The sequence below is a fragment of the Pseudoalteromonas sp. APC 3694 genome (assembly GCF_030407565.1).
GTDB classification, from domain to species: domain Bacteria; phylum Pseudomonadota; class Gammaproteobacteria; order Enterobacterales; family Alteromonadaceae; genus Pseudoalteromonas; species Pseudoalteromonas tetraodonis.
The window spans coordinates 1-23032 of record NZ_JASDDE010000063.1; the positions used below are offsets into that span (position 1 = coordinate 1).

Sequence of the window (23032 nt, forward strand, 5' to 3'; positions counted from 1 at the left end):
AGGTAAAGTGGCCTGACTTAAACAAACTGGTCTCCGATGAACTCGGGGCGATTCAGGGAAGTTTTCATCAATCACCTTCCACTTTGTATCACCAATAATTAATTTATTTTCTGCTTGAATATGTAAGTCAGGCTTTAATTGGAAAAGCTTGCCATCATTAGTGCGTTTTTTACTGTCGCTAGGCGTATGGCTTATTAAGTATTGACTGCTGGTTTGTGTTTTTAGGTCATCATTTTGAAATTGTTTTTTTAAACAAATTGGTACGTAATCCTCAAATACGCGTTCCATAGGAAATAATATAGACAACATACTTTTAGAACCATTTACCGATGTAGGGCTTTGATCTTTAAAAATCATCTCTATCCACGGCCTAATCGCTTCATAGTGAGACAAATGCCTGCCCCGTTGCCAAGCATTGAGATCCTGCCAAATAGCTTTTGAGCTTGTTACTTCTTCAAAGTGAAATAGTAACTCCCTGCAAAGGTGTTGCGTTTTTGCTGTCACGCGCTTAAGCGACCAGTGCAAAGCACTTTTGATTAATCGGTTTTCAGGACGGTTAGTTGTTAGCTCATCAAAGGCTATAAAGTGATGATGTTTATTAACTAAGTTATGCCTGATTTGCTGGCTAACAAGAATTCGACCTTTAATAAAAGGCTCATTGCTCTCGTGCGTTTCATACTGTCTTGCAACACCACGCTTTATTAATAAGCTTACCTCTTGCAAAAACAATTGTATGAATACATCAAGTAACGGCATTTTAGTCATATCTAGCGATGCATGCTCGGCAACCTTACCTGGTAAATAACGCGTTGCCTTTAACATTTTTATGAGGTTAGAGCGGTTCCAGCTAATACTTTCATCACTCTCTTTATTTACGCTTTTTCGATGTGTTTTAGGCAGTATTTCAATTTGGTCGCCGCAAGGTAGACAAATTACACCAACATAGTTTTGGCAAACTAATACCTCTTGGCGCTTTTCAAAGCCATATCTAAATAACTTATCATGGTCTGCCTCACTACAAGTTAACAGTTGTTTGAGCGCTTCAAATTGAGAGTGTTCTAGTTTTAAATGATCACCCTCATATTTAGTAATATTACTTTTATACAAGCGAGAAAACTCATAAACAGACCATGTACTCATAAACCTTCCTTAGCTCTGTTTCATTTCATCAAAATTTTCATCATTTATGTTTTGATAAACAGCTGTATAATTTTCAATCTTGCCAAAGGCTTTACTGTCTACATAGTAAGACTTTGCTGCATACTCATCAGAGTCACCAAGCCAAGTTGTATGAGCACCTTTGAGCTCTGAAACAAATCCGTTGCCGTTAAATACTTGCTTAATTTTGTCCCAATCTTCAAAAAAGTATTCTTCCAGTAACGGCATGATGTTAGAGATAAAGACTTGTTTAAGATCTGCCAAATTACTTACATTCATTAATAAAGCGTGTCCAATAATGTGCTCCCTATCTAATAAAAGTTCTATCCGTTTATTAATAGTGAATAAGAGCTTTCTTACATCAATACCATCTAAATCACTTTTTAATAATGCGTAGTCAGTTCTCAGCTCTTTAAATTCAAATCGGCGTCTTAACGCTATATCAATATGCGTTAAAGAACGGTCAGCCGTGTTCATTGTGCCAATAATATCGAGGTTGCTAGGTACCGAAAAAGGTAAGTTTGAGTATGGCAAAGTAACGGTAAGTGAATGCTCTTCACCAGCCCGTTTATCTATTTCAATAAGGCTTATCAACTCACCAAATATCTTGCTAATATTGCCTCGGTTAATTTCATCAATCACTAGCGCGTATTGATGATTAGGGTCAGCTTCAGCACGCTTACATAGGCGTTTTAAAATACCAGGCTTCACAATGTAACTTATGTCACCATCGTCATTCGTAACTGGCCTTAAACCCTCAATAAACTCTTCATACCCGTAAGATTGATGAAAAGTCACAAACTCAAATCGCTTTATTTCTTCCTCGACAGAAGGGCCTGCTTTAAGCTCATTTAGTTGCTCTCTAAAACCAACAATTAATTCATGTTCTTTATCAACAATAGTCCACTTACTATCTGTATCTTTATCAAAAATTAACGGTTCAATGCGTTTAGCGTACTTAACAGTTTCTGAGTCTTGAATGGTATGAGTTTGCAAGGCTGCCCATGCTGTCTGGCGTATGTTGGCAGTTCTGCCATTTAGCGCTAACTTATTGATAAAATACTCATGATTCACTATCTCTGTGACAGATAAATCATGACCTGAATCCAACAAAATAAGTGTAATGATTTCAAACCAACTTAAATCACCCAACTTATTATTAAGCCAAACTTTAGGCTCTTCAGAAGTTCCTGTTTCTGTGTAGTGTTCTTTTAACAGCTTTTGCAGGGTATAAGTTTTACCAGTACCTGGTGGGCCGTAATAAATAAGATTTTTTGATTTTTTTCTGATTTATTTAGTTTTGAGGCCATTGAAGGATCCGTTTCATCTTCGTCTATATATAAGTTTTCATCGTCACTTTCTTTTTTTAGCTTTTCAAACAGCCACCAAATGAATGTATTAAAAACAAGCTCATTTTCAGGTTTATCCACCTTACTTTTAATTTTTTCGGTAACAACCTGATTTAATTCTGCCCAATTCCAACTAACATTAATTCCTAAATCAAAAGCATCATTTAAGTATTTCGTAAAAGCTCTTAAACCATCAACATTTAAAATCGTATTGTATTTTTTAGGATCTGCGGCAGCAAAAACCCTGTGAATCACACCACGCTTAACAGTGTTAAACTTTCCTTCCTTCTTAGCTTCACCAGCCCATTTATATATTTCTTCTAAAGTGTTTGGAGTAGGGTCTTTGAATATCAAAGCTGTAATCTCAGGCAAGTCGTCTAAAAGGTTTTTGTATTCATCATTGCTCAGAGTCCCTGGCTTAGCGCTCGCAATTCCATTGGATTCAGACTTCCATAGTTTTTCTATAAAATCAGTTTCGTAATTGGAGGCATCAGAATCCAAGTTCTGCTCTACTTCTGCGCTAAAACGCTCATAAGCAGCAATCCAACCTTTATTAGGCTTTTTGAGGTAGTCGTTATATAAGTCATTTATAGACTTATGTTCTACAACATCAGTAATACCGTAATCAAACTTAGAATTAACAAATTCAATAAATTTATCGGTACTGATTGATCTAACTCCTTTACCACTCCATTGATTACTCACATAAATTAAGGTGTGATCTGAAAGTTTTAAAGATTCATCACTTGACTCGAAAAAGCGTTTTTTATTATAACTTGTCTGCCTTTTTACTTCCTCTAAGTCTTCATGAGTTATGTACAGAGGTTTGCTTTTAGTTCTGTATTCCTCGACCTCTTTGAAGTCGTTCTTTAACTGTTCAAATGTTGGATTATTCTCTTCAACATACTTTTTCATTATCGCTAAAATAAGACGCCCAACGCCCAATTGCTGGCCGTCAAAGTCATACTTTTTTATAGTTTTCATATTGTTCCTTAACCTGAGATCTGGTTAAGCCAACATTAGATTATTACTCTCTAAAATTTCAAGTTCTTGCGATGTTAAATCTAATGACGGCTTTTCCTCTTTTAGGCAATAGGCAATTAATCCACCAAGTAAATTTAGCATAAAGCCATGCATACTGCGGTGTCTAGAGTGTTCAATGTAAGAAATGTTTTTCAATTGATCATTCACCGTTTCGATTATAAATCGTTTTTTCAATAAAGCCCTGTCCCACAATGAAATAAATTTTTTCTTCATATTCTTTCGAACCGTCGTGATTAACTCGACACCTTTTTCTAGTAACTCACCAGAGAGCGCTTTGCTGATATAACCTTTGTCGCCATAGAGTTTTCCGAAGATAGAGTCCGCCATATCAGAAACAGGCTGTTAAATCTATCAAGCATTTTTCCTTCAATTTTAAAACTTATATCTACACGATTAATATTACTAATGATTAATATCGTCAAAATATCAACCAAATGCGTCTGCGATCAGATAAAGCTACGCGAATATTAACCCAATACAATTTTGCAGACACTGTCTGCAAAATTAGCAACAACCATCGGCTGTTTTATGCCCCTCGATTCGCTTTTACATCTTGTGCTTGTTCAGGTCTAGTGTTAGTAAATTTCATCTATTTGCACATTCCACTGGCTTATTTATTTTTTGCTTAAAAACAATCTCGGAAAATATTCACGCAACAGCTTCATCATATTACGTTTTTGTTTAAAATCCTTAATGAGAGCGGCAATCATGTTATACAGTGGCGTGCAGTCAGCACTCTTATCTTTTAAGCTTTTTTCTATTTTAATTAATAAATTAGTTGCTTCACGGTAGGCGTCGTTATTGGTTTTTTCAATTATGTCGCTCAGTGACTTATGATACAAGTCTATCGACTCTTGTGGGTGCTGCGCCATAATTAGATCAGCCAACTTTATCAATTGGCTCGACTTAACCTTATGTTTTGCGGCCCATGAACGCGCTTTTTCGATGTCATGCTGATCAATATAAAAATCCAGTAATTCTCTCGGATAATTAGTAAAGCGATGAACCCCTTTATTTAGCTGAGTGCCTTGGTTTGAAAGAGATAGCAATAATTGCTCTACAGTTTGCGTAAACTCTGCATCAATGACACCGGTTTTTTGTTGTAACGCTTGTAAATCTTTAAAGCCATTAAAACTCGGGTTATCTGCAAATATCTGCCACGCTATGGCCCATGCCGCTTTAAATTCTGATAACTCAAGGCGAATATCAATTTCATCACGTTTACATGCAAGCAGTTCGTGCGGTTTGTGTGCGCGTTGATAGGCTTGCTTTAAATAGTATTCGGCATCTAACAGGTCATTACGCGCTTTGCAAAGCGCCGTTATTTTTAAGTAATCAGCTGAATCATGGGCTGTTATTTTAATTAAACGCAGTTGTTGTTGCCAATCATCCTGCGCTTGCGCGTGTTTTATTAATACCGACGTAAGGCGGGTAAGTGCGCTTTTTTGTCTCCAGTCATCAAAATCAACGCCCGCTTGCAGGCATTTTTCTATTGCCGCTGTACAGTGTGATAAAAACAAGGCATTGACACTTGGCGTTATCTCAAAATCTTCTGGCACACGAGGAAATACATCGTATTTATAGTCTGCAAAATGCTCAAAAATCCACTGCGCTTTTTGTTCGTCTGACCAAGGTAATTGATTAAAAAGTTCGCTTAGGTTTTGGTTAAGTTGCCCTTCGATTTCAAAGCGAAAGCCACCAGAATCATCTATTTCTTCAAGTACATCATTTAAACGCACCAAGGCTTTAAGGGTTAATTTCCATTGCTGTTCAACGGGCAGTTTTGCTATTGCAGGCAATATCAATTCAAACAATGAGTCTGCACCAGCAAAATAGCTACTCACCTCATTCCAGCCCCACACTGGCGTTTTAGGCAACGCTTTGGTGATAAGTTTACTTAGCTCGCTGGCGTCCAGTGCCTGTTTGTCGTTTGACATCATCAGTGCCCACTTGTCGTATTCATATTCCGACTCGTCTAAAAAGCCCATGATTATATTGGTAAGTTCATCGCTGGGTTTATCTAAAAACCACGCGATTAATTCACTGCGCTCATTATCTTGTGTTGTACCATTAGCGTTTACTTCTTCTAGCTCGGCTGCGGATAAACTATTTACTTTGAGTGCAACGGCAACGGCGTGTTTGCATATCTCTTGATAATCGGCAGCAGGGCAGGTGCAGCTTGCTAAACACTGCCCGCTGGCACTCTTTTCTAAACTGACTTTGTATTTATACTGCCCCATCACGCTTGCCATTGCTTGATTATCAATAATCAGTAATTTGCTCACACTATTTGACGCATACAATTCACAACCCAGATCGAAGGTTTTGCTGGTCGTACGTTGTTGTATATCATTTAAATCAAACATCGCAACAATCCTTATTCACAGGTAATATCATTTACAAATTAAAGAGTTATCATACCGCACTGAGCATGCTTTTTAGAGTAAAAATAATAAATTGGTACTAACAATAGACTTACTTTAATTAAACACTTATGAGATTACACTATTGCTTTTCATAAAAACTAAAAAACGAGAGACACTGTCTCTCGTTTTTAAGTCACGCTCGTTAAAATACCAAATTAACTCATCAATCTCACATACTTTTCAGCAAGTTCGTCCACACTTTCTCGATGATTAGGGTCGGGCTTTATGCAGTCAATGGGGCATACGCTTACGCAGGTGGGTTTGTCGTAGTGGCCAACACATTCGGTACACTTTGTAGGGTCTATTTGGTAAATTTTAGCGCCCATATAAATTGCTTCATTTGGGCACTCTGGATCGCACATATCACAGTTAATGCATTTGCTGTTTATTAATAAAGCCATGAATTACCCGTTAAACAGCTTGTTTGAAAGGATTACGGGTGTCTTGGTTTTCATCCAAGTTGCGCATAAGTATCGCGTGCTCTAAATCAATGTTGTCAGGCAGTCGGATTTTTACGATATGGCCTGAGCCTTTAGCATCAGTAATGCTTTCGCCCTTTTTATTTTCCATACATTCAAGCACAAAGCTAATATTACCTTTTGGCGTCATTAGCTCTAATGAATGGCCAACACAAAATTTATTTTTTACATCTATTTCAACCAAACCATTGGCATTACGCCCTAGTACTTCGCCTACAAATTGCTGCTTGGTAGATACAGAATGGCCGTATTCGTAATTTTGATAATCTTGATGGGCGTGGCGTTTTAAAAAACCTTCGGTGTAACCGCGGTGTGCAAGGTTCTCAAGAGTTTTAAATAAATCAGCATCGAATGGTTTACCTGCAACAGCATCGTCAATCGCTTTACGATACACCTGAGCGGTACGCGCAACATAATAAAATGACTTAGTACGCCCTTCTATTTTTAGGCTATGCACTCCCATTTTTGTTAGCTGCTCTACGTATTGCACGGCGCGTAAGTCTTTTGAGTTCATGATATAAGTACCATGCTCGTCTTCAAATGCGGGCATGTATTCACCTGGGCGGCCTTGCTCTTCAAGCATAAATACATCGTTACTTGGTGCGCCTTCACCTAACGTAGGTATAACCGTTTTAGGATCGATTTTATGTACCATTTCACCGGTTTCGTTCTCAGTGCCAGGTTTAACATCGTATTCCCAACGACACGCATTAGTACACGTGCCTTGGTTAGGATCGCGCTTATTAATATAGCCTGAGAGTAAACAACGCCCTGAATATGCCATACATAGAGCACCATGGACAAATACTTCTAGTTCTGCTTCTGGGCATAAAGAGCGAATTTCACTTATTTCTTCAAGCGATAACTCACGAGATAAAATTACCCGTTCAATCCCCTGCTTAGCCCAAAATTTTACGCTTGCAAAATTAACTGCATTGGCTTGAACCGACAAATGAATTGGCATATCGGGCCATTTTTCACGTACTAGCATAATTAAACCCGGATCGGATATAATCAATGCATCGGGTTTCATGGCAATAACAGGTTCTATATCACGTAAATACGACTTAACTTTTGCGTTATGTGGGGCAATATTCGACACTACATAAAACTTTTTATTCAGCGCATGTGCTTCGTTAATCCCTATTTGTAATGTATCTAAATCAAATTCGTTATTGCGAACCCTTAAACTGTAACGAGGCTGACCGGCATACACAGCGTCGGCACCATAAGCAAAGGCATAACGCATGTTTTTTAAGCTACCAGCAGGGCAAAGTAGTTCAGGAATAAACGGGGTTGAGGAAGTAACAGCTGACATGTGCGCTCCATACATCGAACCGAGTTCAAGTCGGTTGCATGAATAGTTAAGGAAAATAAACCGCGCAAGTATAATGAGGGGGCAAAAGAGAAACCTTGATCAAGATCATCAAAATTTCTCTTCTGCGCTAATAAATGAAGAGCAGCAGATTTAAGTTATTTTATACTGCTTAATTGGTTCGAGAATTGACTAACGGCATCAACAACTTGTTGCGCGCCTTTTTTAATATCATTCATCACATGGCCCGACTCATTAGAAAGATCTAATCCTTGCTGAGCTTTGTGTTTGCCTTGCTCTATTACAGCCACCGTTGATTGGGTTAAATTTTGGTTTTGCTGTACAACATCCACAATCTCTTCGGTAGCTTTACTGGTTCTTGAAGCGAGTAAACGTACTTCATCGGCGACTACGGCAAACCCACGGCCTTGCTCACCAGCACGCGCGGCCTCAATAGCCGCATTAAGCGCCAATAAATTAGTTTGATCAGCAATGCTGCTAATACTCTGCACTATGCTCGCAATAAGTTGCGATTGTTTATCTAATGCTGAAATTTCTTGAGCAGCTTGCTCCATTTGCACCGACAGTTCGTTCATAACCTGTACAGTTTTTTGTACCACCTCCGCGCCTTTATCCGCGTTATTGTCAGTTTCGATTGAGGTGCCATGCGCAATATTTGCCGCTTGCTCTGTAGCCATTTCTCTTTCTACTTGATCAGTGATCACCGTAGCAAACTTTACTACTTTGTAGAGCTCATTGGCTTCATTAAAAATCGGATTATATGATGCTTCTAACCACACCTCATGACCGTGCTTATCAATACGTTTAAATCTGCTCGCAATAAACTCGCCATTGCGCAACCGTTGCCAGAAGACTTGATACTCTTTACTACTCGCTTCTTGTTCGTCACAAAACATAACATGATGCTTGCCCACCACGTCTTGTCTTGAATAACTCATACTTTTTAAAAAGTTGTCATTAACACGTAGAACTATACCCTGAGTATCAAACTCAATAACCGCTGTTGAACGATGCAATGCTTTGATTAAATCTTCGTTTTCTCTCGAGCTTTCAATTATTTGTGTAAGCACAGTGCAATGCAGGGTTAAATACTCAAGCTGACCTTGCTCATTTTTTATCGGGTGTAAAATACAGCGTAACCAATCTCGTTGTCCGTTTTCGTGAGATACTTGAATAGCGCCAGCAAAATGTTCGGCTTTACTTAACGCTTTTTTAAAGGCATGAAAATCAGCGTTATTTCTCGCATTTTCTGAAATGAAATCTAAAATGTTTTTATTAATTATTTTATTATTCGAGTAGTTAAACTCCCGCTCAAAGTTTTTATTTTGTCTTAAAATAGCGCCTTGTTTATCAAGCTCTAATACCAGCATTTCACTGTCTAAACTTTGCTTAACCTGCTCCCTCACAGAAAGCTTACTTTGTAAATCAGCAACTTGAGTTTTTAAAGATTGGTTGAAAAACATACTTTTACCTTAAAGTTTGCATGTATTCTTCATGCATTTGGAGTCGATAGACGCATCGACAATCGCTATGACTAAAAATAATACAAATCAGATGCAGCACTGATTTATAAACTCATATTAACGTTATAGCCACTTTTTTAGTTCAGTAAGTATAGGTTGTTAAATTAAAATATTCGTCAACGTAGAATAAATTAGGTTTTTTCGACTAAAACGCGTATAATTCGCGCCCGTTAATATTCAACCTTTTATTTAAATTATTGGAGCACAAAGATGGCTTTAGAGCGTACTTTTTCAATCGTAAAACCTGATGCAGTTGCTAAAAACCACATCGGCGCAATCTACAACCGTTTCGAAACTGCGGGTCTTAAAATCGTTGCAGCTAAAATGGTTCACCTTTCACAAGAGAAAGCTGAAGGTTTCTACGCTGAACACAGCGAACGTCCTTTCTTTGGCGCTTTAGTATCTTTCATGACTTCTGGCCCAGTAATGGTTACTGTTCTTGAAGGCGAAAACGCTGTTCTTAAAAACCGTGAAATCATGGGTGCTACTAACCCTGCTGAAGCACTAGCTGGCACTTTACGTGCAGACTACGCTGATAGCATCGACGAAAATGCGGTTCACGGTTCTGACGCTGTTGAATCTGCTGCTCGCGAAATCGCGTACTTCTTCGCTGACGAAGAGCTTTGCCCACGTACTCGTTAATTCGAGTTCACAGCTAACCCTGTGATGCAAAGTATGAAAAGGGCTTTCGAGCCCTTTTTTAGTCATTAAGTAAAGTATTAGCCGTTTATTTATGATGTTTTACTTAATGATTATAGTGGATGAATTGTGTACAATTCGTCCTTGTAAATTTTTACCATCACCGCCACCGATTGAGGTTGTTACATGACCGAGCAAAAAAAGATTAACTTATTAGATTTAAACCGAGATGCAATGCGAGAGCTATTTGTATCATTCGGTGAAAAGCCATTCCGTGGCGATCAGGTGATGAAATGGATTTATCATTTTGGCGTAGATAATTTCGACGAAATGAGTAACGTAAACAAAAAGCTAAAAGAAAAGCTTAAAAATGAATGCGAAATTGTTGCACCAGAAATATCAGTTCGCCAACAAGCCAGCGACGGTACCATCAAATACGCACTCGTGTTAGAAGGCGGTCAAGAAGTTGAAGCAGTTTGGATCCCAGAAAAAGATCGCGCCACCTTGTGTGTATCTTCTCAAGTGGGCTGTGCACTAGAATGTACTTTTTGCTCAACGGCACAACAAGGCTTTAACCGTAACTTAAAAGTGTCTGAAATTATTGGCCAAGTATGGCGTGTAGCCAAAGATATTGGCCTTGATGGAAACAGTGAAAAGCGCCCTGTCACTAACGTCGTGATGATGGGTATGGGCGAGCCGTTACTTAACGTTAAAAACGTGGTACCGGCGATGGAATTAATGATGGACGACTGGGGCTTTGGTTTATCTAAGCGCCGCGTTACATTAAGTACTTCGGGTGTAGTACCTGCCCTTGATTTATTAAAAGAAAAAATCGACGTAGCGCTGGCTATTTCACTGCATGCGCCAGATAACGCACTGCGTGATATTTTGGTACCAATAAACAAAAAGTACCCAATCGAAGAGTTTTTAGCTGCGTGTCGTCGTTACATTGACGGTTCAAAAGCCAATAAAGATGTGACTATTGAATATGTAATGCTTAACGGTGTTAACGATAGTACCGATCAAGCTCATGAACTGGTTAAAACGTTAAAGGGAACGCCCTCGAAGGTTAACCTTATTCCATTTAATCCATTCCCAGGTAATGAATATACTCGTTCAAGCAACAGTCGAATTGATCGCTTCTCTAAAGTATTACAAGCTGCGGGTATTACCTGTATTGTTCGTCGTACTCGCGGGGACGACATTGACGCTGCCTGCGGCCAGTTAGCTGGCGATGTTGTAGATCGTACGAAGCGTATGGCGAAAAAGAAAATGCGTGATGACAATGCAATTGCAGTGAATATTCATCAAGCCTAATTTTTTGAGTAATCAAAAGCCTTTGTGATATATCGTTTATTTTTAAATAAATGATGCAACACAAAGGCTTTGAGGTAAGATAGAGGTTATGGATATAAATAAAGAGACAAAGTAATGCGATCTTTACTTACGTTAGCACTATCAACACTGTTTTTAAGCGGTTGTGTTACCGAGAATAGTTACAACGGCAGCGATAAACCGGTCCTCGAGAATAAAATTAATAACGATGGTGCAGCTCGCACGCGCATAGCATTGGCATTACAGTATTTAAATACAGGCAATAACTCTCAAGCGAAATATAACTTAGAACGTGCCAGCGAGTACGCCCCAAACTTACCCGAAGTACACTACTCTTTAGCATACTATTACCAACAAGTTGGCGAGAACGGATTAGCCGACAAAGCCTATCAAAAAGCGTTGGCCATTAAGCCAAATGACCCTAACACCTTAAACAACTACGGCACGTTTTTGTGCAGTATTAATGAGTATGACCGCGCCACCGATCAGTTTTTAAAAGCGATTGAAATACCCAGTTATATTCGTGTAGCACAAAGCTATGAAAATTTGGCTCTATGTGCCATTGAGTTTAACGATTTCACCAACGCCGAAAGCTATTTTCAGCAAGCACTAAACCATAGTTCACAACGCGCATCTACATTAATAAGCTTAGCCGCTTTATATTACGCAAAAAGTGACTTGTACAAAGCCAGCAACTTAATAAAACGTTATGACGATACCGCGCAAGTTTCTTCTCGCGCTTTATTGCTTGGCTATTTGGTTAAACAACGAATGGGCAGAATTGAAGAAGCAGAAAAAATTGCGACGACCTTATTACAAACCTACCCTAGTAGTATGCAAGCTAACGCTATTCGCGATAACCAGTTAAGACGAACAGAATTTGAAGTACTACGTGAAAAATATCGCCAAGCACAGTTGGATGAATTACAAGAAAGCAATAATAACAATCAAATTATTGCTGAGCCGAAAATAAAGGTTATTCGTAAAAAAAGCCCAGTACCGGCTTCAAATAGCGAAGCGTCAGGTGAGCAAACAAAAAAAATACGCTAGATAATTACACACCTTTTAGCTGTAAACCAAAATATAGCCTTGAGGATGATGTGTAAAAGCCTGTTTTAGGGTAAAGCAATTTAGCATTTCAGTGTGATACAATGCTAGACTACTACGAATAAGGTGTATTAAAGGACTTAAAAACACATAAATTTTATCTAAACACGGTATAGTTTTTAAGATATTTCATGTAGTCCCTTTTTATAGTGCGCCTTAGCAACAAGAATTAACGAATACCAAAAAATAAAAACGAAGTCTTACTCTAGTTGTTAAGCCAAAACATAAACTTTTACTAGTGGATCCAAACTGATACACATTATGAATGAAGATAATACACAACCGCAGAGCGACGAACCCTCTGTAGGACAAATACTAAAATCGCATAGAGAAAATGCAAATATCAGCATTGCTGAAATCGCCTCGCTATTAAAGCTAACAGAATCACAAGTTGAGCATATTGAAAGCGACGAGTATCATTTACTAGGCGCTAAAACGTTTGTTAAAGGCTATATAAAAAATTATTGTCGTACACTAAACATTGATAGCACAGCTATTTTAGCGATGTTACCGGCTTTTAGCACATCAGATAAACCGGTCGATATGCAAAGCTTTTCAAGGCGCACAGAAAAAGAAGCCCATGACAGCCGACTTATGACCGTAAGTTACTTAATTTTAGCTATTGTTATTGGTTCTTCTGCAGTGTGGTGGTGGCAAAATGCAATGCCTATTGATGAACAAACTAAAACTATTAATGCTAATAACTCGCTCATAACTCAACAACAAGAAAACACCAAGCTGTTAGCTGAAGCCGCCGACGAGGCACTATTAAATGACATTGAATCTACAGAAGAATTAGATTCTGCATTACAAAATGAACAACAAACAATTCAAGCTGCGCCAGTTAATAATGCACAGAGCACCAGTGAGCCAAAAAACAGTGATTTAAGCACCATTTTTATGATGTTTAACGATGAGAGCTGGGTAGAAATTCACGATGCCAATGATGAAAAAATTGCTTTTGGTGTAAAAAAAGCAGGCTACGAAATGACCTTGACTGGTGTAGCGCCTTTTTCAGTGGTATTAGGCAAGCATGATGTTGTTCGTATTACCCTAAATGGTGAGCCAGTTGATATTTCGGCCTTTCCTAAAAACCGTTTAGCTAAATTTAAATTACCCTTAGCAGAGTAGTCGCTATGTTTTCAGAATCTCCTATAAAACGCAGAAAATCCACCCGCATTAATGTGGGTAATGTTCCAATTGGTGATGGTGCACCAATTGCAGTGCAGTCAATGACTAACACAGACACAATGGACATTGATGCCACTGTAGCTCAAATTCAAGCGATTCAAGATGCCGGTGCTGACATAGTCCGTGTATCTGTTCCAACTATGGATGCCGCTGAAGCATTTAAAAGTATTAAAGAGCAAGTATCGATACCGCTGGTTGCTGATATTCACTTTGACTACCGCATTGCATTAAAAGTAGCAAAATACGGTGTTGATTGTTTGCGTATCAACCCAGGTAACATTGGCAGTGAAGAGCGCATTAGAGCGGTAGTTGATTCAGCGCGTGAGTATAATATTCCTATTCGAATAGGGGTAAATGGCGGTTCACTTGAGCGCGATTTACAAGAGAAATACGGCGAACCTACTCCAGAAGCCCTATTAGAATCGGCTATGCGCCACGTAGATATATTACGCCGTTTAGACTTTGATCAATTTAAAATTTCAGTAAAAGCATCAGACGTATTTTTAGCGGTAGGCGCATATCGCTTGCTCGCTAAAGAAATAGACCAGCCACTGCATTTAGGAATAACTGAAGCTGGCGGCATGCGCTCTGGCTCTGTTAAATCGGCCGTTGGTTTAGGGATGTTATTAGCAGAAGGCATTGGTGACACGCTGCGTGTATCACTAGCAGCGGATCCAGTTCAAGAAATAAAAGTAGGCTTTGATATATTAAAATCATTGCGTATTCGTTCTCGCGGCATTAATTTTATTGCTTGCCCTAGCTGTTCACGCCAAGAGTTTGATGTAGTAAGCACCATGAATCAACTTGAAGAGCGTTTAGAAGATATTATTGAGCCAGTTTCAGTGTCAGTCATTGGCTGTGTGGTTAACGGACCAGGCGAAGCATTAGTGAGTGATATTGGCCTTGCCGGCGCAAACCGTCGCTCAGGTTTATACATTAATGGCGAACGCCAAAAAGCCCGTATTGATAACAATAATATTGTTGATCAACTTGAAGGCTATGTACGCGATTTCATTGAACAGAAGCAACAACAAACTCCAATCGACATAAAAATCGTAGAGTGATGTGTTGTTACAACACTATGTATTTAAATGACCTTTTTTAGTCGCGGTATTCACAACGTAGTATAAATTACGTACGCTACGCTCGCAATTACCTTATAGTTAAGGTTATAATGCAGGGTCGATTTTTTAGTTTTACGTGGTTGCAGCCCAGGGTTGCACATAAACAGATTTAGGATTTATCAGTGGCAAAACAAATTCAGGCAGTTCGCGGTATGAACGATTGCCTGCCAGGCGATACGCAAGTTTGGCAGAAAGTAGAACACATTTTACGCGAGACCGTATCATCGTTTGGTTATCAAGAAATTCGTTTTCCAATTGTAGAATCAACCGACCTATTTAAACGCTCTATTGGTGAAGTAACCGATATTGTAGAAAAAGAAATGTACACCTTTGCCGATCGTAACGGTGATAATTTAACTCTGCGCCCTGAGGGTACCGCGGTGTGTGTACGTGCAGGTAACGAAAATGGCCTGTTATACAATCAAGAACAACGCCTTTGGTACATGGGCCCTATGTTTCGCCATGAACGCCCACAAAAAGGTCGTTACCGTCAATTTCATCAGTTTGGTTTAGAAACCTTTGGTATTGCCAGCGCCGATATTGACGCCGAAGTTATTTTACTCACGGCGCAACTTTGGGAAGCATTTGGCATCACAGACCATGTGCGTTTAGAACTTAATTCATTAGGTTCAAACGAAGCTCGCGCACAGTACCGCGATGCCTTAATCGCCTTTTTAGAACAACATACCGATGTACTAGATGAAGATTCAAAACGTCGTATGTACTCTAACCCACTGCGCGTTTTGGATACTAAAAATCCAGATATTCAGGCAATCTTAGTCGATGCACCAAAGTTATCTGAACATTTAGATGCTGAATCAAAAGAACATTTTGAAAATTTATGTGAACGATTAGATGCCGCAGGCGTCAAATACACGGTTAATGAAAAGCTGGTACGTGGCTTAGATTATTACAACCGCACTGTATTTGAATGGGTAACCGACAGCTTAGGTGCACAAGGTACTGTATGTGCTGGTGGTCGTTATGATGGTTTAGTAGAACAATTAGGCGGTAAATCAACCCCTGCGGTAGGTTTCGCGATGGGTTTAGAGCGCTTGGTTTTACTGCTTCAAGCACTTGAATGTGTAGGTGACATACGCCGTAGTGCTGATGTATATTTAGCAGCTATGGGCGACAAAGCCAGTATTCAAGCGCCTATAATTGCATCTACCTTACGTCGTGATGTACCTGGATTACGCGTAATGGTGCACGCTGGCGGTGGTAACTTTAAAAAACAACTTAAACGTGCTGATAAAAGCGATGCTCTCGTCGCAATTATTATCGGTGAAGATGAATTAGAGCAAGGCGTTGTGACTATTAAATACTTACGTGAACGTAAAGAACAAGTCACACTAGAACTAGAACAAGCTAAAACGTTACTTGCAGAACTAATTAATAGCTAAATTATATAAAGCGTAAGTAGTGAAGCGCTTTAACAGAGGTAAGCATGGAAATTTATTCAACAGAAGAACAACAAGCAGAAGCAATTAAACGCTTTTTTCGTGAAAACGGCCTTTCACTAGCGTTAGGCGTTATTGTTGGTTTAGGTGGTTTATATGGCTGGAAAGCATACAACCAAAATCAAATAACGACTGCAGAGCAAGCATCTGATGCATACACTAAGCTTGTTGAAAGCGACAGCGTATTAGCGTCTGCTGATGCATTTATCAGTGAAAACAAAGACACTCAGTACGCAACTCTAGCGGCATTTGTTGCTGCAAAAGAAGCGGTAGATGCACAAAAATTAGATGTAGCGAATGAAAAGCTAAGCTGGATTGTATCAAATGTCGATAACGCGCAGTTAAAAGCCATTGCCACTACGCGTTTAGCGCGTGTGCAAATTGCTCAACAACAATACGATGATGCATTAACCACGTTAAATTCGCCGTTGCCAGAGGCATTTAACGCAAATGTGGCTGAATTAAAAGGTGATATTTACACTCAACAAGGCAATAAAGAGCAAGCACGCGTAGCTTACCAAGCTGCGGTTGATGCAGGTGGATTAACGAGTAATCCTCTATTACAAATTAAGTTAGATGACCTAGCAGTAACTAGCCCAGCGGCATAAGGTTTTAGGCATGAGAAAAATAACAACAGCAACGCTCGCCCTTTGTATGGCAACACTTATGGGCTGTTCATCAAGTGATGATGAAGAAGAACTGGTACTTCCTGAAATAGCCAATCAGTTTGAAACAGAAGTTGTTTGGCAAGAATCAATAGGTAGCGGTGTAGAGCATTATTTCTCACGCCTATCACCAGCTGTTTATAAAGAGACAGTGTATGTTGCTAGCCGTGAAGGCCAAGTAGAAGCCTTATCACTTGCCAATGGCGATACCCAATGGGAAACCGACGTTCGCCAAGATTTATCGTTTTGGCCTTGGAGCGATAACGATAGTGCAAAATTATCAGGCGGAATATTACAAGCTTATGGTAAAATCTATTTAGGCTCTGAACATGGTTATGTTATTGCACTTGACCGTGAGACTGGTAAAGAAATCTGGCGTAAAAAAGTACCTGGCGAATCACTCTCTAAACCCGCTGCAGGTGATGGCTTAATCTTTGTAAATTTAGCCTCAGGTAAGTTACTTGCGCTTCACCCAGATACTGGTGAAGAACGCTGGAGCTTTGAGCAAGAAGTGCCACCGCTGACTTTACGCGGTCAAAGCTCACCTACTGTGGCTAACGGTGGTGTGTTACTAGGCCTTGAAACAGGTAAGCTCAGTGTTTTAATTTCTGAGAGCGGCTACTCAGCGTGGAGCGCAGAAATTGCAGTAGCAAAAGGCGCATCAGAGTTTGAGCGTTTAGTTGATGTTGATACACAACCACTTATTAGTGGCCCGTTTGCTTATGCGATTGCATACAATGGGAACTTATCAGCAGTAGATATTCGTTCTGGTAATGTTGTATGGAAACGTGAATACAGCAGCTACCGTGAAATTGCCATGGATTTGCAAACAATTTACGTTGTTGATAGTAACGGCGTTGTTTATGCACTTGATAAAGATTCAGGCATTGAACGTTGGAGCCAACCCGCTCTTCGTGGCTGGTACTTAACAGGCCCAGCGGTTGCCGGTAATTATTTAGCGTTAGGTGACCAAGGAGGCAATTTGCATTGGTTAAATAAAGACACTGGCGAGCTAGTATCTCGTGAAGACTTTGACACCTCAGGTTTTTTTGTTGAGCCCGTTGTCGCTGACGATAAATTGATTTTATACACCCGCGATGGTGAAGTTAGCGCGGTAAAAATACCGAACTAACTGTCTACTATTAGTGTAAGGCACTAATAGTTAATTATTTTTTGTAAGGCTTCGCACTGCGAAGCCTTTTGTTGTTTTTTAAAGAGGTAGTTTATGCTTCCCGTGATCGCTCTTGTAGGGCGACCCAATGTGGGCAAATCCACATTATTTAACCGTTTAACACGTACTCGTGATGCACTCGTTGCCGACTTTCCTGGCTTAACGCGTGATAGAAAATATGGCCAAGCAAATTACGATGGCTTTGAATTTATCGTGGTAGATACGGGCGGTATTGATGGCTCAGAAGAAGGTATCGAAACCGAAATGGCTGATCAGTCATTACTAGCCATTGAAGAAGCGGATATTGTTTTATTTTTAGTTGATGCCCGCGTGGGTATGACAGTCGCTGATCAAGCTATTGCTAGTCACTTACGTAAGCAAGAGAAAAAGTGCTTTGTGGTAGCCAATAAAACAGACGGCATTGATGCCGACTCAAACTGTGCTGAATTTTATCAACTTTCACTTGGTGAAGTTCATCATATCGCTGCCGCACATGGCCGTGGTATTACTTTACTGCTTGAGCAAACTCTTCAGCCTGTTATTGCTGAACTTGCCGCTCTTGATGAAGATGTAGCCGATGACGATGAAGAACTTATCGACTTATATCAAGAAGGTGAAGAAGATGACACCGATCACCAAGCGTTTGCCGACAAGCCGGTAAAGTTGGCAATTATTGGTCGTCCAAATGTAGGTAAGTCAACCCTTACTAACCGTATACTAGGTGAAGACCGTGTTATTGTATACGATATGCCAGGTACAACCCGCGACTCAATTTACATTCCGATGACCCGTAACGACAAAGAATATATTCTTATCGATACCGCTGGTGTGCGTAAACGTAAAAAAGTAAGTGACGTGGTTGAGAAATTCTCAGTCATTAAAACACTACAAGCAATCGAAGATTGTAACGTGGTGCTATTAGTGGTTGATGCCCGCGATGGTATTTCAGATCAAGATTTAAGCTTATTAGGCTTTGCCCTTAACTCAGGGCGCTCATTGGTGATTGCCGTGAACAAGTGGGATGGCCTAGATAACTACGTTAAAGATCGTATTAAAACTGAGCTTGATCGTCGTTTGGGCTTTATTGATTTTGCCCGCTTGCACTTTATCTCTGCGCTACATGGTACGGGTGTTGGCCATTTATTTGAATCAGTTGACGAAGCATATGAGTCGGCAACTAAACGTATAAGCACCGCTATGTTACGTCGTATCATGGATATGGCACAAGCAGATCACCAGCCACCGCTTGTTCGCGGTCGTCGTGTTAAGCTTAAATATGCGCATGCTGGAGGTTATAACCCACCGCGTATCGTCATTCATGGTAACCAAGTTCATGATTTACCTGATAGCTACAAACGCTACCTAATGAACTACTACCGTAAAGCACTAAAAATTATGGGTACGCCAATCAAAATTGAATTTAGAGAAGGCGATAACCCATTTGCAGGGCGTACTAATAAAGTAACCTTGTCGCAAAAACGTAAAATTCGCGCGTTTAGTAAAGAAAACCGCAATAAAAGCTAGGTGCTAGGTCAAAATTAAATAGCGTACAATAAAAGTACGCTATTTTTTTATCTAAAATAAAGTAAGTAAGGAGAGCAATTAAACACACGCCTTAATGTTATAAAACAACGCATTAATTAAGTGAACTTGTTATTATCATAAAATCAGCGCGCATAAATAATAATTAAAATTTTAAAAAGTGAAATTCAACATGCTAAAAAAAACAATTTTAACTATTGCCTTAGCAGTCACCTCGCTGCCAAGCTTAGCCGACAGTAACAGCGATTTAAAAACCATTATTGATAACCACTGGCAAAACGCCAAAGCTGAGAAAATATTTTTTAGAACCGATCCTGATGGTTGGAAGCCCAACGGTACCCTACCCGATTGGAGCGAGCAAGCCATTGCGAAGCGCCAAGCTTACAACAACAGCGTACTAAAAAACTTAGCCAGCATTGATCCTAAAACGCTCAATAGCGAGCAGTTAATGAACTACCGCTTGTTTAAATATGAGCGAGAAACCGAGCAGCAAAGCTACCTTTACCAAGATAAATACTTTCCGGTTAATTTTTTAAGTGGCTGGCATACTTACTTTGCAGAAGCGCCGGCTAACATGGCCTTTTTAACCGCCGAGGATTACGATGCCTTTTTAGTGAGCCTTGGTGATTACCCGCGCTTTAATCAGCAAAACATTAATTTAATGAAGCAAGGCATTCAAACTGGTTTTACCCACTACTGCGAAACGTTTAAAAATTATGGCCAAAGTATTAGCGCCCATATAGTTAAACAACCTGAGAATAGCGCCTTATATGAGCCATTTACTCGCATCCCTAATACATTTAGCGCAGCGCAAAAAGAAACTTACCAAAATAAAGCTAAAGCGTTAATTGCCTCAAAAGTCGTGCCTGCTTACGAGCACTTTTACGACTTTTTTGAAAACGAATATATGTCACATTGTAGAGCGCAGCCCGGTATTGCAAGCATCAAAGGGGGCCTTGATTATTACAAATATACAGTAAATTATTACACCACAACAAATGCGACCCCCAAGCAAATCCATGAGCTTGGCCTTAAAGAAGTGGCACGCATCAAAGCGCAAATGCAAAGTATTATTGATAAAGTTGGCTTTGATGGCAGCTATAGCGAGTTTTTAGAATTTTTGGCAACCGATGAGCAGTTTTACGCAACCGATCCCCAAGACTTGCTCGAAAAAACCGCCTTTATAACCCAAAAAATGTATGGCAAACTCCCTACTTACTTTGGTCACTTACCGCGCAATACTTTTACCATTAAAGGCTCAGCGAGTCGTGGCGCATTTTATATGCCACCGCCAGATAACCGTTCACCGGGGACTTACTTTTTAGCTTCAACGCCTGAATTACAACCTTTATATAATTTAGAAGCACTTAGCCTACACGAAGCCATACCTGGGCATCATTTACAAAACGCCATTGCGATGGAGTTAGACGTTCCTGAATTTAGACGCACACTGAGCCACTCTGCTTTTGGCGAAGGCTGGGCACTTTATACAGAGCGTTTAGGTAAAGAAGCGGGCTTTTACCAAAGCCCATACAGTGACTTTGGCCGTTTAGGCTACGAAATGTGGCGCGCAGTGCGCTTAGTGGTTGATACCGGTATTCATGCCTTTGGCTGGAGCCGCCAAAAGGCGATTGATTATTTGGCTGATCATACCGCTTTGCCACAAAGCGCAGTGGAAGATCAAATAGACCGCTATATTTCTTGGCCAGGCCAAGCGCTTTCATACAAAATGGGCGAAATTAAAATACGCGAACTACGTGCCAAAGCAGAAAAACAGCTAGGCGCACAATTTGATATACGCAGCTTCCACGATACCGTTATTGGTCAAGGTTCACTCCCTATGGCGGTACTTGAAGATGTAATTAATGACTGGATAGCACAGCAAAAATCAGCTATTTAAAATAAAGCTAGAACAAATTGAGAGGCGGTATTGTTACCGCCTCTTTTTAAAGCCCTATTAAACACCTCAAAACTAATCCCTACCCGCTTTTGCTTCGTAAAGTTAATGATTTTAAAAACCAGAGCTTAAGTATGAAAAAACGTATTCTGTATTGGCTGCAAAATGATTTGCGCATTGATGACAACCCCATACTCAATGATTTATCACAACAACAATGTGAGTTGGACCTGGTCTTTGTGATTAACCCTGCTTGGTTCAAAAGCAATAACTATCAACAAAAACCCTATGGTGTACATAAACAACGCTTTCTAATGCAAAGCCTATACGAGCTACAGGAGTCTGTTTTAGGGCTTGGCCAAACCTTGCATATTTTAGAAGGCGATCCGGTAAGGGTATTAACACAGCGTATTAATGAGCTTGGCATTGATGAAGTAGTTTATAGCGAGCAAATAGGCGTTTATGAGCAACGCCAAATTACCGCGCTTAAATCGAAATGCGCTACTGTGGTATTTAAATCTGTGATGCAAGATACCTTATATCAACAGCAACAACTGCCCTTTGAACTTGCTGATTTACCAACCGGCTTTACCCCCTTTAGAAAAAAAATTGAAGCCACTGGTATCAGTTTATCCGCAGTGCCGTTCTCAGCAAAAAGACTTCCACCGCCTATTATTTTATGTGCTAAACAGCCTATATCAGAGCCGCCAACAGTAAACCCTTTACTCCAAGGTGGACACAAAGCCGGCCTTGCGCATTGTCTACAGTACTTTTCATCAGCTTTACCAAGCAGCTATAAAATCACCCGTAATGAGCTGGATGGCTTTGATAACTCGACTAAATTTAGTAGCTGGCTGGCGTTTGGTTGTATTAGTGCCAAGCAAATTTTTTGTGCAGTAGATGCCTATGAAGCGCAGCATGGGGAAAATGAATCAACATACTGGATCAAGTTTGAATTGCTCTGGCGTGAGTATTTTAAGTGGCATGCAATTAATGTGAAGCATCAGTTATTTACTTTTAAAGGTAAAAAACAAAGCTCGCCACTTACCACTTTTAGCCCGAACCGTTTTGCAAAATGGTGCCAAGGCAGTACCCCATTTCCGCTAGTTAACGCTATTATGAAAGAGCTTAACGCAACGGGCTTTATCACTAACCGTTCACGACAAATTGCAGCCAGCTGTTTGGTCAACGAACTACAACTAGACTGGCGCTATGGCGCTGCTTACTTTGAACAACAACTTATTGATTACGATGTAGCCGCTAATTGGGGCAACTGGCAATATATTGCTGGGGTTGGGGTCGATCCGCGCGGTGGGCGACACTTTAATTTGGCAAAACAAACCCAGCAATACGACCCACACGGTGAATATATTGCCAAATGGCAAGGGAATGAGCACTGTGATGCACAGTTAGATGACTTAGACGCCGCCGACTGGCCTGTGTAATAAGAAAACCTCGAACATAATACTGGCTAGCTGACTCTCGTTACAAGCCCAAGGTTAAGTCTTGGGCAAGTGTGCCGCTGGGCTTTTCTACCCAATAGCGCCAAGTGCTCCATCTAAATCTAATGAGCCAAAGCGAGTTAA

At 40.1% G+C, this 23032-nt stretch carries 17 protein-coding genes and 2 pseudogenes; 11 read left to right on the top strand and 8 right to left on the bottom strand.

Annotation, left to right across the window (positions count from 1 at the left end; all coding sequences use genetic code 11):
• The 8 genes and pseudogenes from QMA00_RS16190 to QMA00_RS16225 all read right to left on the bottom strand — a co-directional run.
• A partial coding sequence (locus QMA00_RS16190) for an McrC family protein (RefSeq protein ID WP_290158017.1) occupies nt 1-1140 on the bottom strand: 1140 nt, incomplete at its 3' end.
• Nucleotides 1141-1149: 9 nt separating this feature from the next.
• A complete protein-coding gene (locus QMA00_RS16195) occupies nt 1150-2310 on the bottom strand; it encodes an AAA family ATPase (RefSeq protein WP_290158019.1) in 1161 nt (386 codons plus the stop codon).
• A 59-nt stretch (nt 2311-2369) separates the two neighbouring features.
• Entirely contained in the window at nt 2370-3491 is a 1122-nt protein-coding gene (locus QMA00_RS16200; RefSeq protein ID WP_290158021.1) for a hypothetical protein, read from the bottom strand.
• A gap of 24 nt (nt 3492-3515) precedes the next feature.
• Nucleotides 3516-3893, bottom strand: a pseudogene (locus tag QMA00_RS16205) (transposase); the annotation flags it as partial.
• 272 nt (nt 3894-4165) lie between these two features.
• Nucleotides 4166-5917, bottom strand: coding sequence for an SWIM zinc finger family protein (locus QMA00_RS16210; protein WP_290158022.1), 1752 nt, complete (start codon nt 5915-5917; stop codon nt 4166-4168).
• A 215-nt stretch (nt 5918-6132) separates the two neighbouring features.
• On the bottom strand, nt 6133-6378 hold the full coding sequence (locus tag QMA00_RS16215) for a YfhL family 4Fe-4S dicluster ferredoxin (protein ID WP_290158023.1): 246 nt from the start codon (nt 6376-6378) through the stop codon (nt 6133-6135).
• Between the two features lie 10 nt (nt 6379-6388).
• Complete coding sequence (yegQ, locus tag QMA00_RS16220; protein ID WP_290158025.1) at nt 6389-7774, bottom strand: tRNA 5-hydroxyuridine modification protein YegQ; 1386 nt, start codon at nt 7772-7774, stop codon at nt 6389-6391.
• A gap of 155 nt (nt 7775-7929) precedes the next feature.
• A complete protein-coding gene (locus QMA00_RS16225; protein ID WP_076923104.1) occupies nt 7930-9255 on the bottom strand; it encodes a PAS domain-containing methyl-accepting chemotaxis protein in 1326 nt (441 codons plus the stop codon).
• A gap of 270 nt (nt 9256-9525) precedes the next feature.
• Here QMA00_RS16225 and ndk point away from each other — a divergent pair, with 270 nt between their 5' ends.
• The 11 genes and pseudogenes from ndk (at nt 9526) to QMA00_RS16280 (ending at nt 22891) form a co-directional block, all read left to right on the top strand.
• On the top strand, nt 9526-9957 hold the full coding sequence (gene ndk / locus QMA00_RS16230; RefSeq protein WP_008111339.1) for a nucleoside-diphosphate kinase: 432 nt from the start codon (nt 9526-9528) through the stop codon (nt 9955-9957).
• 183 nt (nt 9958-10140) lie between these two features.
• Entirely contained in the window at nt 10141-11271 is a 1131-nt protein-coding gene (locus QMA00_RS16235; protein WP_010389431.1) for a bifunctional tRNA (adenosine(37)-C2)-methyltransferase TrmG/ribosomal RNA large subunit methyltransferase RlmN, read from the top strand.
• Between the two features lie 114 nt (nt 11272-11385).
• A pseudogene (pilW, locus tag QMA00_RS16240) lies at nt 11386-12285 on the top strand (type IV pilus biogenesis/stability protein PilW); the annotation flags it as partial.
• Nucleotides 12286-12657: 372 nt separating this feature from the next.
• The gene (locus QMA00_RS16245; protein ID WP_076923102.1) at nt 12658-13527 is read left to right on the top strand and encodes a RodZ domain-containing protein; all 870 of its coding nucleotides are present in this window, start codon (nt 12658-12660) and stop codon (nt 13525-13527) included.
• A 5-nt stretch (nt 13528-13532) separates the two neighbouring features.
• Nucleotides 13533-14651: a flavodoxin-dependent (E)-4-hydroxy-3-methylbut-2-enyl-diphosphate synthase gene (ispG, locus tag QMA00_RS16250; protein WP_076923101.1), complete on the top strand. Its 1119-nt coding sequence runs from the start codon at nt 13533-13535 to the stop codon at nt 14649-14651.
• A 182-nt stretch (nt 14652-14833) separates the two neighbouring features.
• Entirely contained in the window at nt 14834-16114 is a 1281-nt protein-coding gene (hisS, locus tag QMA00_RS16255) for a histidine--tRNA ligase (protein WP_010389440.1), read from the top strand.
• Nucleotides 16115-16158: 44 nt separating this feature from the next.
• Complete coding sequence (locus tag QMA00_RS16260) at nt 16159-16779, top strand: tetratricopeptide repeat protein (protein WP_076923100.1); 621 nt, start codon at nt 16159-16161, stop codon at nt 16777-16779.
• 10 nt (nt 16780-16789) lie between these two features.
• Nucleotides 16790-17968 (top strand): outer membrane protein assembly factor BamB, encoded by a 1179-nt coding sequence (gene bamB, locus QMA00_RS16265; RefSeq protein WP_076923099.1) that lies wholly within the window; start codon nt 16790-16792, stop codon nt 17966-17968.
• 93 nt (nt 17969-18061) lie between these two features.
• Entirely contained in the window at nt 18062-19531 is a 1470-nt protein-coding gene (gene der / locus QMA00_RS16270) for a ribosome biogenesis GTPase Der (RefSeq protein WP_076923098.1), read from the top strand.
• A 190-nt stretch (nt 19532-19721) separates the two neighbouring features.
• Entirely contained in the window at nt 19722-21449 is a 1728-nt protein-coding gene (locus QMA00_RS16275) for a DUF885 domain-containing protein (RefSeq protein ID WP_290158040.1), read from the top strand.
• A gap of 131 nt (nt 21450-21580) precedes the next feature.
• The gene (locus QMA00_RS16280; protein ID WP_076923096.1) at nt 21581-22891 is read left to right on the top strand and encodes a DASH family cryptochrome; all 1311 of its coding nucleotides are present in this window, start codon (nt 21581-21583) and stop codon (nt 22889-22891) included.
• Nucleotides 22892-23032: the final 141 nt, after the last annotated feature.